A 15,447-nucleotide genomic window follows, 5' to 3' on the forward strand; every position below is an offset into this window, starting at 1 on the left:
GATAAATCCGATCCCGCTTACGGCAAATGACGTCAACCGCAGGCGCTTCGAAAACAGGGGGCTAGCCATTTTTGATTTTCAGAACCTTATGATTCCGGTACGTCCCGATATAATGTTCGCTAAGCTGATAAAGCATGTCCGCCTCTTCCAGCAAACGTTCGTCCGTATGGCGCGCCGCTTCGATCAGCATCTCGTCCCCTTTTCGGCGCAGCAGCCATTCCCCGCGTTCGATGTCGCCGTTTTCGAACAAATGGATGGCTTCCTTCAAAATGCTTTGGGTTTCCAGCAGCATGACGTGTTTCCTGACATGAAAGCTCTCCGGCTGTTGCAGCAATCCGGTATGGTACGTGTAGTTCATATATAATTCCTTCACAGGAAGTTCCTTGATCCGTTCCTTGTTTTTTTCTTTGAATTTCCACTGGGCGGACAAAACGCCATGCATGCCGGCGCTTTGGGGCTGAAGAGCAAGCTCGATGGCCAGAAACTGCTTCACGCCGTCATACAGATGACCAAGAGGAATCATGAGTGATTGACCCAGGTTTTTCATCGCCTTCGCTCCGTGGATGCGGACCAAAGCAACTTGCGGTTCAAGCCATAAGTGCAGCTGCACGTCTTGGGCGATCAGTTTGGGCGTGTTTCTTCTTCTGGATTGGCGGAAAGATCCCCCGTACCACTCAACCAACAAAATGACTGTATTGGAGCCGCTTGCAAGAATATGACTCCGGTTCCATGTGAAATTTTCCTGAATACCTGAATGCAAGGATTTCACCCCTTTTCATGTCATCTTTCTATCGTACCAAGATCGGCTGACATCATTATGTCATGGAACGTATGTTCGCATGATATATTTCTTTCATGTTAGCATATTTTCAACAGCCAGCGAAGATATTTGGCGATTTTTAATTCCCCCCCATCCTTGCTCAGATGCGCAAAAAGACCTACTCAATACCCATTATAGTATATAAGAACTACACAAAAATAAATGTCGAATTGTGTAACTATGGGTTGAAATAAAAATATTATTTTGCCGGGCGCGCAGCAAACTTCACACTTTCGGCCCATTTCGGCAAAAACACCGAAAAAAGCCCGAAACCCTTCGGATTTCGGACTTTTACGCACGGTTATGATATGATGTAAAAAAGGGCTGGATCATTCCTATAAACGAAGGCAGGCTTTCAGCCCGCCACCGGTCCGGTTCCGGTACCGGACGCCTTGTCGGCTAGCGGGTTCGCCGCTACCGGCGCGTAAGTGACCTTGTCGATCCAGATCTCCCTGCCGACAGGTTTGCCGTTTACCGTGATCAGCATTTTTTTGTATTGGTGTTCTTTTTCCATAACGATCTCTCCTTTTGCGTTTGACGATTTTTCTTCTTAGCGAACCTTTCGCGCAGCGCCTGCAGGCCTTGCGGGATATCGGCTGTCTATGTACAAACATGTACAAGCTTTTTTAACATTGGAATGGGAAGCGGGATCCATCCTGGAAGGGAAGGTATCCGCTTCTTTACGATATTTTTTTAAACGGGCGAACCTGGAATGAAACAACCCGGGCTTGTTCCATTTTATGCATCAGGTGGTGTTATCATGACCAAAAGAAAACGGCGCAACGATTTCGCTTTGCCGCAAGTAGCCGTCCTATTTCTGATTCTCTTGTTCGGCCCGGCTCTTTCTCCGCCTCCCGCCAGCGCCAATTATTTTAACGATTTCTATAACGGCGTGGAGAAGTTTTCCGGCCTGCCGGGGGAAGTCAACGAACTGAAGGAAAGCTATCGGCAAACGCTGGACGAGCTGGACCGGGCCAAAGAAAGCGCCAAGGCATTCGAGGAGCAAAACGCGGAGCTCGTGCAGCAAAACCGTCAGCTGGCCGAAACCGTCAACGAGCTGAAGAAACAAAGCGATCTGAAGGACGCCAAAGCCCGAAAATTCAAAACGATGCTGATTGCCGTTATTTTGCTTGTGGCAGGGTATTTTATCGGGATACGCGTACTGAGGTTCTTGATGCGGCGTTCGAACCGTCGAGTGCGGCGGTAGCCTCGGATCGCACCAGAAAGGGGAAAGCGTTTTTGAATATCGATATCCGGGAATCCGGGGGAGAAGTCGGCCAAGCCGTTGATTTTGCGCTTCGTCCCGGCGAAACCGTGCATATTCTTCATCCGGAGCAAATCATCACGTACCGCGGACCTTCCGACGGCCGCAGCGACCGTTTGATGAACGTCAAGGGCATGTACCGCAAAAAGAAGCTGATTCAGGCGGATCTAAGCGGACCGTGCGAGTTTACCGCCGCCCTGCCTCCCGGGTTTGCCGTCAAAGCGGTGGAGCTTCGGGAAGGCAGCGATTTGCTGTACGATTTCCGCAACATTTTCTTTTACAGTTCGGGCATCGAAATGCAGGCGCGGATTCTGCACATTAAAAACATGCTGATCACGAAAGACGCGGTCAAAATGAAATTTTCGGGCACGGGCACGATCGGGCTGTTGACGGAAGGCGCGGTGTACGAAGCCGAACTTCGCCCCGACGAACCGCTTTACGTGGATGCCCGCAGCCTCGTCGCTTATCCCGAAAACGCCAAGCTGGAATTGACCGTATACGGCAACACGCTGGCCAGCCAGCACATGAACTACCAATGGAAAATGACGGGCAGCGGAACGGTGCTGTTCCATGCGGGGCCCAAAGGAAGCCGTCTGCAAAAAGAGATGGATCAGGACAATATCTTCAAGCGGATTTTGCGCGAGGTGATTCCTTTCGGAGGGGTCATCATCAAGTAAATCATCAAGTAAATCATCAAGTAAGGGGTATACGCCTACCCATTATCTGTCATATAATCTCCTTATCCATTCGATGAGAGCAGGAGGTCCACATGTCAGTTCCAACCGTCAATACCGCCGCGCCGCAAAAAGGACGGCAGCCTCTGGCCGGCACCGACGCCGGCGCCACCGTCTTCCGCATCCTGATTGCGATCAGCCTCGTTCATTTGTTCAACGATTCGATTCAGTCGGTCATACCGGCGATCTTCCCGATTTTGCGCAGCTCGATGCATTTGAACTACACGCAAATCGGCTGGATTTCCTTTGCCATAAATTTCACTTCTTCCATCATGCAGCCCGTGGTGGGCTGGTTTGCGGACCGCAAGCCGAAGCCGGCGCTGCTGCCGATCGGCATGGGATTTACCTTTACGGGCATGCTTCTCCTTGCCTTCGCGGAATCGTATCCGGCGGTGCTGATCGCCGTCGTCTTCGTCGGCCTTGGTTCGGCGGCCTTCCACCCCGAAGGGTCGAGAGTCGCCCATATGGCTTCCGGCTCGCGCAGAGGTTTGGCCCAGTCCATCTTCCAGGTCGGCGGCAACGCCGGCCAGTCCCTCGCTCCGATGCTGACGATGTGGATTTTCATTCCGCTCGGATTGTTCGGGTCGATCTGGTTCACTCTTGTCGCCGGAGCGGGCATCGCCGTCCAGATGTATATCGCCAGATGGTACGGCCGCAAGCTCCAAAGCGGAGCCCAGGTAAAGAAAAAGGCGCAGTCGCGCCGGTTGAAACCCGAGGTGCGCACCAAGGTCAGATTTGCGATCGTCATGCTTGTCGTGCTGGTTTTCGTCCGTTCCTGGTACAGCTCTTCGATCAGTACCTTTTTTCCGTTTTATTTGATCGATCATTTCGGACTCAGCGTCGACGACGCGCAAATATTCATATTCCTGTTCCTTGGCGCGGGAGCCGTGGGCACCTTCTTCGGCGGTCCGGTCGCGGACCGGATCGGCAAGCGAAACGTCATTTTTGCTTCCATGGTGCTTGCCGCGCCGCTGGCGCTGCTCCTGCCGCATGTCGGGTTATGGGGCGTCGGCGTCCTCCTTGCGCTGCTTGGGCTGATCGTCTTCTCCAGCTTTTCGGTCACCGTCGTATATGCCCAGATGCTGTTTCCGGGCAAAATCGGCACCGTATCGGGTCTGATTACCGGTCTTGCGTTCGGGCTGGGCGGCCTCGGGGCGCTAGTGCTCGGCAAATGGATCGACCTGGCCGGCGTCAATACGGTCATGGCCATTTGCAGCTTCCTGCCGCTCCTGGGCATCCTGACGTTCCTGCTTCCTTCCGACCAGCAGCTGAACCGGTGGTCCGGCGAAAGCGACGAAACGAAATCCTGATCCCGCGGGCATGGCCATCAACGATCCGAATCGTTCATGGCCATGTTTTTTTGGTTCAGCCGCGCCAAAATCCTGCGCTTGCGGTACAGCATTTTCCCCGCCTCCGCCACGTCCTCGATCGTCCCTTTATTGCTGATGGAGCCGAAAATCATGCCGGCTACCGGAATGAGCTGAAACAGCTTTTTCGTGCCGAAGCTGTCCCGGTACGTTTGCACGACCTCGCGCCATCCCTGGATTTGGGAAAAGACCTGGAGTTCCTTGTCCTCGCGCTCGAACAGCGCCAGCTCTTCCAGCACCGCTTTTTTTCCGACGACGTCGGCGGAAGCGAACTGAAGGCATTTTACGATAAAAATCCGTTCCTGCTCCGTGCGGGGATCATAACCGTAACAAACCGCGATTTCCTGCAGCACCTTCAGCGACAAGCCCAATACCATGGGAATGTCCGCGGCCAGCGTAAACACGCCGCCGACGCCCGTCGTCGCGCCCTGCACCGCTGCGAATTTGACGCGTCCGCGGATCAGCTCCTCCACCGTCCGGTCCATGATCGCAAGCGGCAGCTCCCGCGCCTGTTCTAGCGTAAGCCCGCCTTGGGGTTCGTCAATCGTTTCCCCTGCCGCCAAAGTTCCGCTATGTTGCTGCCGATTTTGCTCAAGCAGCTTGAGCACGCTTTTGGGCTGAACGAGATATTGCCCGCCGCTCTGCAGAAACCTTCCCATTTCCCCGAGCAAATCCCCAAGCTTATCGCGGATCAGCTTCGGCGTGACTTTGTCCAGCAGCATAAAAGGAAGGCGGCTCAGCTTCTCCCAGAAAAAGACCTGCTTCTGTTCCTTCTCCCATGCTTCGATGTTCTGCAGTTCCTTTTGCAGATCCATGTCTTTATCCCAATTTTCTCTCATATTTTATACGCTCCTCTCATGAACCCGCCTTTCGGCAAACGAAAATCATTCTTCGGGTATCCCCCCTGCAATTCGGAAATACTGAAGACCAAGGGAAATTAAATCAATAGGCCTTCCCGCTCCTTGAACCTTTTGATCAAAAATTCGCTATGGACGCCCGTGATGCCTTCCAGCTTCCGAAGCCTTGCGAGATAGCGCTCGACGTGCTCCTGATCGTCCATCAAGGCATGAACGTGCAGGTGCGGGCCGCCGCTCATCTGATATACGCTCGTAATTTCCTCGTCGCCAAGCAGCTGTTCGGCGACGGTTTCCAGGCGGCTCCATTCCACGTCGATGTTAAAATATACGGACATGTTTTTGCCTGCTTTGATCGGATTGACCGTCACGGTAAATTTGTCGATGATCCCCTGTTCCATCAGATGATTCACCCGTTCCCGGACGGCCGCGCGCGTCAGATTGACAAGCCTGCCGAGCTCGGCGTGGCTCAGTCTGCCGTTATCCAGCAAATGTTTGAGGATCATCTCGTCTTTTTCGTCCAATTGTTTAAATCGCATGGGTCTTCCTCCTCTTCCATGTAGCGAGCCTCCTTCGGAACGGCTGCCGGTATTTTACAATGTAATTAAAATCGCAATGAAAACATCCGATTGTATATTAATTATTTTACAATCGTTGTATAATAAACCGGTAATCGATTCGATTGTCAAGTCAATCTACTTCCTAGTTTACAAGTACTACGGAGGAAAAAGCAATCGGGTTCATTTTTATCGAGAGGAAGGTGTTCTACCTTGGTCATGTATTCATTGGAAATCCTTCTGATCTCCATTTTGGCCGGCATCGTCGGATCCGTTCTGGGGCTGGGAGGGGGCATCATCGTGACGCCGGCCTTGACGCTGCTTTTCGGCGTCAGCATCGAGCATGCCATCGGCGCCAGCATCATTTCCGTCATCGCGACGTCGAGCGGATCGGCGATCGCTTATATACGCGACCGCATCACCAATCTTCGCGTCGGCATGTTCCTTGAGATCGCCACGACCGTCGGCGCCATCACCGGCGCCTTTATCGGAGGACTGATCGCCCCCAATCTTCTGTATATCATTTTCGGCCTGCTGCTGGTCTATTCGGCGGTCAATATGATCAAAAGAAAAAAAGGCGGCCAGCAGGAGCAGATCGCCATGCACCCCGCCGCCGCCAAGCTGAGGCTCGGGGGAAGCTATTACGACAAAGCGGCGCAAGAGCAAATCTCTTATAATGTAGGAAATGTGTATGGAGGGTTCGGCGTCATGTACGGCGCGGGCGTCGTATCCGGGTTGCTTGGCATCGGCAGCGGCAGCTTTAAAGTCATGGCGATGGACGTGTTCATGAAACTGCCGCTGAAGGTTTCGACCGCGACGAGCAACTTCATGATGGGAGTCACCGCCGCCGCCAGCGCGGGCGTGTACCTGCTGCGCGGGGATATCGATCCGCATATCGCCGGGCCCGTCGCCCTTGGCGTCCTTGCGGGGGCTACGATCGGGGCGCAGATTATGCAGCGGATGAAGAGCAAAACGATTCGCATGCTGTTTATCCCGGTGCTCCTTTATGTCGCGTTTCAAATGATTTATGAAGGAGTGGCATTGTAGCATGAACGAAAACAGCGAAATTCAAGACGTCGAACTTGCCGTCAGCCGCTGGCTCCGGATCGGCGTTATCATCAGCGCCGCCGTCATCATCCTTGGCCTCATCCTGCTTTTTATTCAAGGCGGAAGCGGGTACCCCGGAGACACTTACCCGCACGACCTGCCGGACATTTTCCGCGGCCTGATCGAGCTTAAGCCCTATGCCGTGATCACGGTGGGATTGATGCTGCTGATCCTTACGCCGGTGCTGCGGGTCGCGATTTCGATTTGGGTTTTTGTCCGGGAAGGCGATAAGTTGTACGTCGTTATCACGTCCATCGTTTTGATCATTCTGATCGTCAGCTTTGCGCTTGGCAAAGCCTGATGGAAGGAGCAGACAGCGTGAGCAGGAGGCTTCTATCTATCGGATGCTTCCGTGATGCCATGCAAAAAAGCAGAAGGAACTCTTCTGCTTTTTTGCTTTTCTTCGTCCATTTTAAGCCGCTGCGGGAACTGCATCCCCTTGCCGAACATAATCTACTGTGAGTACGTTATGCGTTTTATCCGGTTGAATCAAGGTTTATGAAAGGAGTGTTCTGTACCCATGCGTGGAAAGAACTGCAATGCCTCCGTCAGTCAGCGCAACGCCTCTAATAGCCAGCGAAACCCTTCCCTTAATCAACGCAATAACTCCCTCAATCAACGTAACGGCTCCCCCAGCCAACGCAATAACTTCCTTAGTCAACGCGCTACCAAAGAGCTTGCCCTGGTTGCGGCGGTTTTGTTTTTGATCGCGGCCACGATCAGCCTTTATCTGGCATGGCTGGACTTGCGGGGAGGCGGCACGGAGGAAATTCTGGTGTAAGCTCCAAGGCGGTCCCGGCCCCTGCTTCACCCTTTTGGCCCGTCTGCTTTCGGGAAACGGACGACGACCTCGGTTCCGATTCCTTTGCCGCTCTTGAATTCGATCCGCCCCTGCATCGCTTCAATGATTCGGAACGTGACCATGAGCCCGAGGCCGGTGCCTTTCGTTTTGTTCGAAAAATAAGGCTCGCCAAGCCTTGCAAGTTCGGCGGGCTCCATGCCTTCGCCGTTGTCCTGGATATGGATGACGATTTCATGCTTTTGGGCGTAAGCCCAAATCAGGATTTGTCCTTCCTCCCGCAGCGCTTCAATGCTGTTTTTGACGATATTGATAAAGGCCTGCTTGAATTTCGAAGAATTCCCTTGAACATATAAGCCTGGCGGAATTCTTGACGTAATTTTGCTCCCTTGGAAGTTCGCCATCGGAATCAGAATCCCTTCAATATGACGGAACTCGTCGGCCAGGTCCAGCAGCTGAACCTGGTCGATTTCCGGTTTTGCGAAGGTCAGAAAATCGGTGATGATGCCCGAAGCGCGGTCTAGCTCCTCCAAAGCGAGGTTCAGATATTCCTTTTCCTTGCTTCCCGACTTTTTTTCCAGCAATTGCAGGAACCCGCGCGTCACCTGAAGCGGATTGCGCACCTCATGCGCGACGGACGCCGCAAGCTCGCTGATGATCTCCATTTTCTCCGAGCGCTGCAGCTCCGTATTGAACCTTTCCAGTTCCTTCGAATAGATGAGAATCTGACGGTGGTTTTGCGCAAACCGTTGGCCAAGCACGGCGATCAGCGCGATCGCAAACCCGAGCACCCCCCATTTCCACCAAAACAGCTCGTATTTTCCCCCGCTGCCCAAATAGCAGGCCATTTCAACCATGACGGTGAGGCCGAACACGGCAAACCCCAGCGTAAAAATCAACGCGTTCCGGTTCCCCTTGACCGCATACCCGATGGAGCTCCCGATCAGCAGAACGACCTGCAGAATGATCAGGTAACCGAGCGTTTTGACCGAAAACAGGTCGTAAATGGCGATAAGCCGGTCGTGGAGCGCAACGTTAATGGCCAGTAAAACGAGACAAAAAGCCGAATAAACGACTTGGAATTTCCGGAAATGCCGGATCAGATGTTTATATCCCGTGCCGACCGTTTTTTCGAAGAAAAAAGTCGTTGCGGGCAGCAGCGTCAGCAGCGCCATGTCGTAAATGACCAGAAAACATTGTCCGTATCGGTTAAACAGGCTGTACAACAGCGGCGAATAGGTCAAAATCAAAACGCCGATCGACGTCAACACGGCCGTTAACGCCAACCAGGAGACCAAATGGCTTTTGCGCATAAACAAAGCGGGAATCAGCATCATGACGCCGAGGAAAACCATGGAGCTGCCCAAAATCAAGTCGTCCATATTGGATTGGACGTACTGCTTAAGCAGCGACGCGTAATCCCCCGAAAGAACTTCCCCCCCGATTCCGATCCGGTTCCGTTCCTTCTCCGACACGATTTGGACCCGCAGCGTTTTCCCTTCGTCTTCGGGACGTAACGGAAGCAAAATTTTATGGACGTCATACATATAGCTGCGGGCCTGCTCGTAAATTTTTCGTTCGTTTAGATAAATCACGATCCGTTCGCCGTAAACCTTTTTCAGCAGCAATGCCGGAGTGCCTTCCGGCAGTCCCGGCACGACCGTCCGGTACCATGCCTCTTTGTCATGATGGGCGGGCCGGGGAAGCTCCCGCAGCGAATCAAGCCGCTGCCAGCCCCCGTCTTTCTGGTCCGGCTCCGAAAGCGGCGGGCTCCATTTGAACTCCCACTCCCACCGGGCATCCCCCTCCCCCGAGGCCGAAGCCGGCACAGCCGAAAAAGAAATGGCGCCGAGGAAATTTCCTATGACGAGAACCAGTAGAATGATGACTTTTTGCAACGAGATTTTCATAGGACACACCCCAAATTGGTTCGAATGATGTGAGGCCAACCGACAAAATCGCCGGGCATTCCGCAACATCTCTTTGGGTCCATTATGTTCGATTCCAAAACTTTGCGCAATTTCCCGACACCGAAATGGTTCGGAAGTCCGGCAGGCATGCGGCATTTTTCAGCCCGAACCCAATTTAAGGTTTATTTCCGTCCGTTTCGGGTAAGGGTAAATATGAATCCCAGACCATCCCATGAAACCATTCCATGAAAAGGAGATGAAGCGAATGCCCGAACCCTACAAATCCGAAGCCGAATGGACCTATGAACGTTATCAAAATGCCGGGGACCATCCCGCCGAGGACGGCCTGCCCGCGGACGATTTGCGCGACGTGAACACCGAAACGGCCCAAAGCATTTCCGCGGAACCTGACGCGGCCGACGTGGAATTTTATGTCCGTTCGGACATGAGCGACGAGCTCGGCGGCCGTCGGGAGACAACCTCCGGGCAAGCCGTCGAGTCAGGCGCCGATGAAAGCGGCGAAGAAAGCGGGGATGAATATACCGAGCTGGAAGACGTGCCCGATGCGGACGACATCCAAATGGACAGCCCCATCGACCCCGTGGCGACCATCGAGGATATGCATGGAACCGACCTGATCAACGGCTTTGACGGCGACGAGACGGAGTAACTTGCGAAACGTTCTTCAAATAGAAATGATAGCTTGCGCAGGACATGAAAAAACGGCCCCGGATCACGGCGGCCGTTTTGATGTTTTTTATGCTGCTTTTTTATGCGAACCCCAGCACATGAACCAGCAATAAACCGAGGCCGGCGAGCACGACGGATCCCAATGCTCCGGCGGCAAACGGTTTGACCCCGTTGCGGCGGAAGAAGGCAAAATCCACGTTCAGGCCAAGCCCTGCCATCGCCATGGCGATCAGGATATACGCGAGGTTGATGATTTGCGCGGTCACCGCATGCGGAATGATGCCGAGCGAATTGACGCCGCTCATCAGCAGGAAGCCGAGGACGAACCATGGGATTTGTATTTTGCTTTTTTGCGCCGTCCCCTCCTGCTTGCGGCTTGCCCAATATCCGACGCACAGGGAGATGGGAACCAGCAGCGCGACCCGGGTCAGCTTGACGATGACGGACATATCTTCCGCCTCCTTGCCGCCGGGAGCCGCTGCCGCGATGGCGTGCGCCACCTCGTGCAGCGTGCCGCCCGCAAACGCGCCGTATGCCGAAGGCGTCAGTCCGAGGAACGGGTAAAGCCCGACATATAGCAGCGTAAACAACGTGCCGAGGATCGCGACGGTCGCCGCGCCGACGGCGGTTTCCTGCTCCCTCGCTTTGATCAGCGGCGCGATGGCCACAACCGCGGCTGCGCCGCAAATGGCCGTCCCGCATGCCGTCAAAAGCGCCAGCGGGCGGTCCACTTTAAACAGTCTCGCCAGTCCGTATACAACGAAGATCGTTACCGTAATATTTATGGCGGCAATCAATACGACCCTTGGCCCGGCATGGGCGATATCCACCAAATTCAGCCGCATCCCCAGCAGGATGATACCGAAACGAAGCAGCTTTTTGTTGGAAAAGCCTACACCCGGCATCATCGATTCCGGCACGCCGACCGCCGCCTTGTAGATCATGCCCAGTATAATGGCCAGAACGAGCTGACCCATAATGCTCAGAAACGGAAGCAGCGACAGCCCCTTGGCAAGCAAAGATAAAATGAGCGTCAAGCCGATCCCCAACATCAATGCGTTTGTGTTCCTTTTTCTGCGCGGAGCCGCAGATTCCCTTGAAATCATGGCATTGCATCCCCTTTGTTTTCACTCGGTGTTCTCATACGCTCACTATAAAGTCGGCCGGCGGGGAAGGGAAATACCGATTTGCTATCCCTATCATGAGGAAAACTTATCATTGGGAAGATGCGGAATTCTTTTGGTATTGTTCATCCGCGAAATGAAGTTTATACCTGGGGGTTTTGCAAACTCATGACCTGATACATCGCAATTTATTTATTGCAAAATGCAAACTATGTATTACGATTTATGGGAAGAACCAAAAAAGACGAAGACGATACATAGATCAGGGATGGCCGATCATCCCGAACCGCACTGGAGGAAGATCCCGATGATTACCGATACATTAAAAGTGTTTGTGACGGTGGCCGAGCAGAGGAACTTCTCGCAGGCCGCCAAGCTGCTGAACTTGTCCCAGCCGGGCGTCAGCCTTCATATCCGCAACCTCGAAAACGAGCTGGGAGCCAAACTGATGCACCGTTCCCCGAAGCTCGTGAAGCTAACCGAGGCCGGAGAAATTTTATTTCTCAAGGCGCAGCAAATATTGGCTTTGTACGACGAAGCGAAGGAAGATATCCATATGCTCCGGGACGAAGTGACGGGTTCCCTTTCCATGGGAGCGAGTTTTACGATCGGCGAATACATTTTGCCGAGGGTGCTGGCGGAATATGCGCAGCTGTACCCGCTGGTGGACGTGCAGGTCCATATCAGCAATACGGGCAATATTTTGCAGGATATCCGCGCAGGCCGATTCCACATCGGCCTGGTCGAAGGCAAGGTGGATGCGAAAGACCTGAAGGTGACGGCTTTCATGAAAGACGAAATGGTGCTGATCGCCGCGCCGGACCACCCCATCGCTTCCGAAAAAAGCGTTGATTTCGGCCGGCTGCAAAATCAGGTATGGGTCATGCGGGAGACGGGTTCCGGCACGCGCGCCTACAGCGACAGGCTGATCCAGGACGGGGGGCTTGCCGTGAAACGCAGCTTCGTGTTCAACAGCAGCCAAGGGGTCAAGGAAGCGGTCGCCTGCGGGTTGGGCATCGCCCTTTTGTCGCGCTGGGTCGTCCGCAAGGAGCTGGAAAGCGGGGAACTGCAGGAAATTCCGATCCGGGGAACAAAAATCAGCCGGGATCTGTCCCTGCTGCAAAGCAAGGAAGAACCGGCTGTGATGGCGGTGCTGAAGTTTATTCAAACCTTAAAGCTGAACGTGAAGTCGCTTTACGCCGATTTTTGAGCTTCCTTCATCGTCAGCGCCTCCGCGCCTGCAGGCTGGCGGTAAGCAATAAAGTAGGCGCCGGCCACGAACGCGATGCCGCCGACCAGATTGCCGAGGAATACGGCGGCGAAGTTCGGGAAGTATTGGCTCCATGTCATTTGCCCGGCAAAAATGGCTGCCGGAATGACGAACATGTTGGCGACGACGTGCTGGAAGCCGATGGCGACGAAGGCCATGACCGGGAACCAGATGCCGGCGATTTTGCCCGCGAAGTCCTTTGCGCCGTAAGCGAGCCATACCGCAAGGCATACGAGCCAGTTGCAGCCGATGGCGGATACGAACGCTTGCGCAAAGCTGTCATGCACTTTCCCGGTGGCGATGGCCACCGTTTTAGCCAGGAAAGCGCCTTCGGTCAAACCGACGACATGGCCGAAAAAATAAGCGACGAATACCGCCCCGATAAAATTGGCGACCGTGACGAGAACCCAGTTTTTCAGCACGGCACCGAACCCGATTTTACGGGAAAACCAAGCCATCGGCAGCGTCATCATATTGCCCGTCAGCAATTCCCCGCCCGCGAGCACGGTCAAGATGAGCCCCACCGGGAACACCGCCGCTCCCAAAAAGCCCGCGACCGAACCCCATTCTTTCGGCGCCGTGCCGATGACGCGAATATCCAGCAGAAATCCCAAAGCAATAAAAGCCCCGGCCAAAAATCCAAGGACAAGCACCGAGGAGACGGGGATTTTGGCTTTCTTTTCCCCGTTTTCGGCCGCGATTTCCTTTATTTGTTGCGGTGTGTAAAACGACATGCTGCATACCTCCATACCATTTCGTTGAACTGAATATCATTTCGTTGTCCGAAAACGCTTACCAGAGCAGCGTTAACGGGAAAACCAAAAAAACCGCCACGAACCTTTCTTCTCGCCAGAACCGAAAAGAAAGATTTGTGCCGGTTAATCCTCCTACACGTAACCTATAGGAGCATCAATCACACGTCCAATCGTTCAAATAAAGCGGCTGCAATGCCTACAACCCCTTCATTTGCTTGACATAACACATGATAACATACGTTTTATTTTTGTCAACAATGTGAACTTCAAGATTTTTTGTCCTCTAAACGTTTTAGCCGCCGATCCGGGACATTTCCACCTTGGCCCCGTCGCGCTTCTGCCTGGCCTCGTCCCGCTCCAGGGAATAACGGTCATGGCGTCCTTCCCAGATCGAACCGATCTCCTTGGCGATCGTCTCGTCCGAAACGTCCGAACGCAGCAGCGTCCGCAGGTCATGCCCCTTCGTGGCAAACAGGCAGGTGTAGAACATGCCGTCCGCCGACAATCGGCCTCTCGTGCAGGACTGGCAGAAGGCGTCGCTGACGGAGGAAATGATCCCGATCTCGCCTTTGCCGTCCGCAAAGCGGTAGCGGGAAGCCACTTCCCCCGCGTAATTGGGGGCGGCAGGCTCCAGCGGGAATTCCGCGCCGATCCGCTCCAGCATTTCCTTTTTGCTCACGACATGCTTCAAGTCCCAGCCGTTCGTGTTGCCGACGTCCATATATTCGATCATGCGCAAAATATGGCCTTTTTCGCGGAAATAGCGGACCATCGGCAGCAGGGCATGCTCATTGACGCCTTTTTGGACCACCATGTTCACTTTGACGGCCAAACCCGCATCCGCTGCCGCATCGATCCCTTCAAGCACCTGGCGCACGCTTGCTTTGCCGCCGTTCATGGCCATGAAGGTCTCGTCGTCCAGCGCGTCGAGGCTGACCGCCACCCGCATCAGCCCCTCCTCGCGCAGCTTCGCGGCTTGTTTGGCCAGAAGGCTTCCGTTGGTCGTCAGGGCGATATCCTGCACCCCTTCGATGGCGGCAATGCCGCGAATGATCTCCGGCAGCTCCTTGCGCAGGATCGGCTCGCCGCCCGTGATCCGCATTTTCCGCACGCCGAGCCGGGCGAAAATCCTGGCGATCCTTACCGTCTCGTCGACCGAAAGCACGGATTCCCGGGGCAGGAACGGATAATCCTTGCCGAATACCTCCTCCGGCATGCAGTAACGGCACCGGAAATTGCAGCGGTCCGTCACGGAAATCCGCAGGTCCCGGAGCGCTCGTTTGAAATAATCACTGGTTTCCATGATGCTCTCACTCCATTTCGCGTGCCAGGGGCAGCCGGACTTACGCGTCCGGCCGCTCTGCATCTGCCGTATTTGGGTTCGGCGCCGGCCGGCATTCGATGATGCGCTGCGGGTGCGTATACACGTTGCATGATTGTCCGCGCACGAAGCCGACCGTTGTAATGCCCAGATTCTCCGCCAATTCCAGCGCAAGCGCCGTCGGCGCCGATTTGGACAGGATGACGCCGCAGCCGATTTTGGCGACCTTAAGCAAAATTTCCGAGGAAATCCGCCCGCTGAACACGATGATTTTATCGTTCACGGGAATGTTCCGTCTGAGGCAGTAACCGTAAATTTTATCGAGCGCGTTATGGCGGCCGATGTCCATCCGGTCCAGCAAAATGCCCTGCCTGTCGCAAAGGGCAGCATTATGGACGCCTCCCGTTCGGCTGAACGTCTCCGATCCTTCCTGCATCTGCCGCACCAGCCTGAAAACGTCGTCAAAAGACAGCTCGACCGGTACGTCGTGCAGCCGCTTGGCGGTTTTGGCGTCGTTGAAAAAAACGAATCCCTGCCGGCTGGCGCCGCAGCAGGACGTGACGTAACGTTTGCTGTACAGCTGGCGGTGAAGCGGACTCCAGCGGCTGACGGTCGCGTGGACGAACCCTTCCTCCTCCTGCACCCATAACTCCTGCAATTCGTCGATGCCGGCAATGACGCCTTCGGACGCCAAGTAACCGACGGCCATATCCTCCATGTATTCGGGCGAACACACGAGCGTGGCGAATTCCTCGCCGTTGATTTTGATCGTGACGGGATGCTCGGCGACGACGAGATCGGATTTTTGCGCGATCCGGCCCTGCTCGAAGCGGATGATGCTCCCCCGTTCTTTCGTCACAGCATTCATGCCGGCC

Annotated in this window: 17 protein-coding genes; 8 read left to right on the plus strand and 9 right to left on the minus strand. The window is 54.4% G+C overall.

Annotated features, from left to right (window positions below; all coding sequences use genetic code 11):
- Positions 1–61 precede the first annotated feature (61 nt).
- Both NYE48_RS21470 and NYE48_RS21475 read right to left on the minus strand, forming a co-directional pair.
- The gene (locus NYE48_RS21470; RefSeq protein WP_036710918.1) at positions 62–760 is read right to left on the minus strand and encodes a hypothetical protein; all 699 of its coding nucleotides are present in this window, start codon (positions 758–760) and stop codon (positions 62–64) included.
- A gap of 415 nt (positions 761–1,175) precedes the next feature.
- Entirely contained in the window at positions 1,176–1,334 is a 159-nt protein-coding gene (locus NYE48_RS21475) for a hypothetical protein (RefSeq protein ID WP_197069977.1), read from the minus strand.
- Between the two features lie 246 nt (positions 1,335–1,580).
- Here NYE48_RS21475 and NYE48_RS21480 point away from each other — a divergent pair, with 246 nt between their 5' ends.
- The 3 genes from NYE48_RS21480 to NYE48_RS21490 all read left to right on the plus strand — a co-directional run bounded on the left by NYE48_RS21480 (position 1,581) and on the right by NYE48_RS21490 (position 4,128).
- Positions 1,581–2,027 (plus strand): hypothetical protein, encoded by a 447-nt coding sequence (locus NYE48_RS21480; protein ID WP_340999907.1) that lies wholly within the window; start codon positions 1,581–1,583, stop codon positions 2,025–2,027.
- A 32-nt stretch (positions 2,028–2,059) separates the two neighbouring features.
- Positions 2,060–2,761 carry an AIM24 family protein gene (locus NYE48_RS21485; protein ID WP_212948219.1) on the plus strand — a complete coding sequence of 234 codons (702 nt, stop codon included), beginning with the start codon at positions 2,060–2,062 and terminating at the stop codon, positions 2,759–2,761.
- 92 nt (positions 2,762–2,853) lie between these two features.
- A complete protein-coding gene (locus tag NYE48_RS21490; protein WP_340999909.1) occupies positions 2,854–4,128 on the plus strand; it encodes an MFS transporter in 1,275 nt (424 codons plus the stop codon).
- Between the two features lie 17 nt (positions 4,129–4,145).
- On the opposite strand, the gene NYE48_RS21495 is transcribed toward NYE48_RS21490, so the two are convergent.
- Entirely contained in the window at positions 4,146–5,024 is an 879-nt protein-coding gene (locus tag NYE48_RS21495; protein WP_340999910.1) for an EcsC family protein, read from the minus strand.
- A 98-nt stretch (positions 5,025–5,122) separates the two neighbouring features.
- A complete protein-coding gene (locus tag NYE48_RS21500; RefSeq protein WP_212948225.1) occupies positions 5,123–5,578 on the minus strand; it encodes an Lrp/AsnC family transcriptional regulator in 456 nt (151 codons plus the stop codon).
- 237 nt (positions 5,579–5,815) lie between these two features.
- On the opposite strand from NYE48_RS21500, the gene NYE48_RS21505 reads away from it, so the two are divergent.
- The 3 genes from NYE48_RS21505 to NYE48_RS21515 all read left to right on the plus strand — a co-directional run bounded on the left by NYE48_RS21505 (position 5,816) and on the right by NYE48_RS21515 (position 7,484).
- Complete coding sequence (locus tag NYE48_RS21505) at positions 5,816–6,643, plus strand: sulfite exporter TauE/SafE family protein (RefSeq protein ID WP_212948226.1); 828 nt, start codon at positions 5,816–5,818, stop codon at positions 6,641–6,643.
- Position 6,644: 1 nt separating this feature from the next.
- The gene (locus NYE48_RS21510; protein WP_212948228.1) at positions 6,645–7,004 is read left to right on the plus strand and encodes a DUF1634 domain-containing protein; all 360 of its coding nucleotides are present in this window, start codon (positions 6,645–6,647) and stop codon (positions 7,002–7,004) included.
- A gap of 219 nt (positions 7,005–7,223) precedes the next feature.
- Positions 7,224–7,484 (plus strand): hypothetical protein, encoded by a 261-nt coding sequence (locus NYE48_RS21515; protein WP_156124596.1) that lies wholly within the window; start codon positions 7,224–7,226, stop codon positions 7,482–7,484.
- Positions 7,485–7,510: 26 nt separating this feature from the next.
- Here the strand turns inward: NYE48_RS21515 and NYE48_RS21520 are convergent, their stop codons facing one another.
- Complete coding sequence (locus NYE48_RS21520) at positions 7,511–9,412, minus strand: ATP-binding protein (RefSeq protein ID WP_340999912.1); 1,902 nt, start codon at positions 9,410–9,412, stop codon at positions 7,511–7,513.
- Between the two features lie 265 nt (positions 9,413–9,677).
- Between NYE48_RS21520 and NYE48_RS21525 the strand changes: the two genes are divergently transcribed.
- On the plus strand, positions 9,678–10,082 hold the full coding sequence (locus NYE48_RS21525) for a hypothetical protein (protein ID WP_340999914.1): 405 nt from the start codon (positions 9,678–9,680) through the stop codon (positions 10,080–10,082).
- 100 nt (positions 10,083–10,182) lie between these two features.
- On the opposite strand, the gene NYE48_RS21530 is transcribed toward NYE48_RS21525, so the two are convergent.
- Positions 10,183–11,208, minus strand: coding sequence for a YeiH family protein (locus tag NYE48_RS21530; RefSeq protein WP_340999915.1), 1,026 nt, complete (start codon positions 11,206–11,208; stop codon positions 10,183–10,185).
- Positions 11,209–11,533: 325 nt separating this feature from the next.
- On the opposite strand from NYE48_RS21530, the gene NYE48_RS21535 reads away from it, so the two are divergent.
- Positions 11,534–12,436: a LysR family transcriptional regulator gene (locus NYE48_RS21535; protein WP_212948233.1), complete on the plus strand. Its 903-nt coding sequence runs from the start codon at positions 11,534–11,536 to the stop codon at positions 12,434–12,436.
- Here the strand turns inward: NYE48_RS21535 and NYE48_RS21540 are convergent.
- From NYE48_RS21540 to fdhD, 3 genes are all read right to left on the minus strand, one after another.
- Positions 12,421–13,230, minus strand: a complete 810-nt coding sequence (locus NYE48_RS21540; RefSeq protein ID WP_036710946.1) for a formate/nitrite transporter family protein — start codon at positions 13,228–13,230, stop codon at positions 12,421–12,423. The genes NYE48_RS21535 and NYE48_RS21540 overlap by 16 nt on opposite strands.
- Positions 13,231–13,543: 313 nt before the next feature.
- Entirely contained in the window at positions 13,544–14,554 is a 1,011-nt protein-coding gene (moaA, locus tag NYE48_RS21545) for a GTP 3',8-cyclase MoaA (RefSeq protein ID WP_246536660.1), read from the minus strand.
- Between the two features lie 40 nt (positions 14,555–14,594).
- Positions 14,595–15,440, minus strand: a complete 846-nt coding sequence (fdhD, locus tag NYE48_RS21550; RefSeq protein ID WP_340999916.1) for a formate dehydrogenase accessory sulfurtransferase FdhD — start codon at positions 15,438–15,440, stop codon at positions 14,595–14,597.
- Positions 15,441–15,447 lie beyond the last annotated feature (7 nt).

Source organism: Paenibacillus sp. FSL M7-1455 (assembly GCF_038004655.1).
Lineage (GTDB): Bacteria > Bacillota > Bacilli > Paenibacillales > Paenibacillaceae > Paenibacillus_AQ > Paenibacillus_AQ cookii.

What these genes read in the sequence shown, in the direction of transcription:
- NYE48_RS21475 (WP_197069977.1), bottom strand. Translation starts at nt 1,334, where the DNA reads ATGGAAAAAGAACACCAATACAAAAAAATGCTGATCACGGTAAACGGC.
- NYE48_RS21480 (WP_340999907.1), top strand. Translation starts at nt 1,581, where the DNA reads ATGACCAAAAGAAAACGGCGCAACGATTTCGCTTTGCCGCAAGTAGCC.
- NYE48_RS21490 (WP_340999909.1), top strand. Translation starts at nt 2,854, where the DNA reads ATGTCAGTTCCAACCGTCAATACCGCCGCGCCGCAAAAAGGACGGCAG.
- NYE48_RS21495 (WP_340999910.1), bottom strand. Translation starts at nt 5,024, where the DNA reads ATGAGAGAAAATTGGGATAAAGACATGGATCTGCAAAAGGAACTGCAG.
- NYE48_RS21500 (WP_212948225.1), bottom strand. Translation starts at nt 5,578, where the DNA reads ATGCGATTTAAACAATTGGACGAAAAAGACGAGATGATCCTCAAACAT.
- NYE48_RS21505 (WP_212948226.1), top strand. Translation starts at nt 5,816, where the DNA reads ATGTATTCATTGGAAATCCTTCTGATCTCCATTTTGGCCGGCATCGTC.
- NYE48_RS21510 (WP_212948228.1), top strand. Translation starts at nt 6,645, where the DNA reads ATGAACGAAAACAGCGAAATTCAAGACGTCGAACTTGCCGTCAGCCGC.
- NYE48_RS21515 (WP_156124596.1), top strand. Translation starts at nt 7,224, where the DNA reads ATGCGTGGAAAGAACTGCAATGCCTCCGTCAGTCAGCGCAACGCCTCT.
- NYE48_RS21520 (WP_340999912.1), bottom strand. Translation starts at nt 9,412, where the DNA reads ATGAAAATCTCGTTGCAAAAAGTCATCATTCTACTGGTTCTCGTCATA.
- NYE48_RS21525 (WP_340999914.1), top strand. Translation starts at nt 9,678, where the DNA reads ATGCCCGAACCCTACAAATCCGAAGCCGAATGGACCTATGAACGTTAT.
- NYE48_RS21530 (WP_340999915.1), bottom strand. Translation starts at nt 11,208, where the DNA reads ATGATTTCAAGGGAATCTGCGGCTCCGCGCAGAAAAAGGAACACAAAC.
- NYE48_RS21535 (WP_212948233.1), top strand. Translation starts at nt 11,534, where the DNA reads ATGATTACCGATACATTAAAAGTGTTTGTGACGGTGGCCGAGCAGAGG.
- NYE48_RS21540 (WP_036710946.1), bottom strand. Translation starts at nt 13,230, where the DNA reads ATGTCGTTTTACACACCGCAACAAATAAAGGAAATCGCGGCCGAAAAC.
- moaA (WP_246536660.1), bottom strand. Translation starts at nt 14,554, where the DNA reads ATGGAAACCAGTGATTATTTCAAACGAGCGCTCCGGGACCTGCGGATT.
- fdhD (WP_340999916.1), bottom strand. Translation starts at nt 15,440, where the DNA reads ATGAATGCTGTGACGAAAGAACGGGGGAGCATCATCCGCTTCGAGCAG.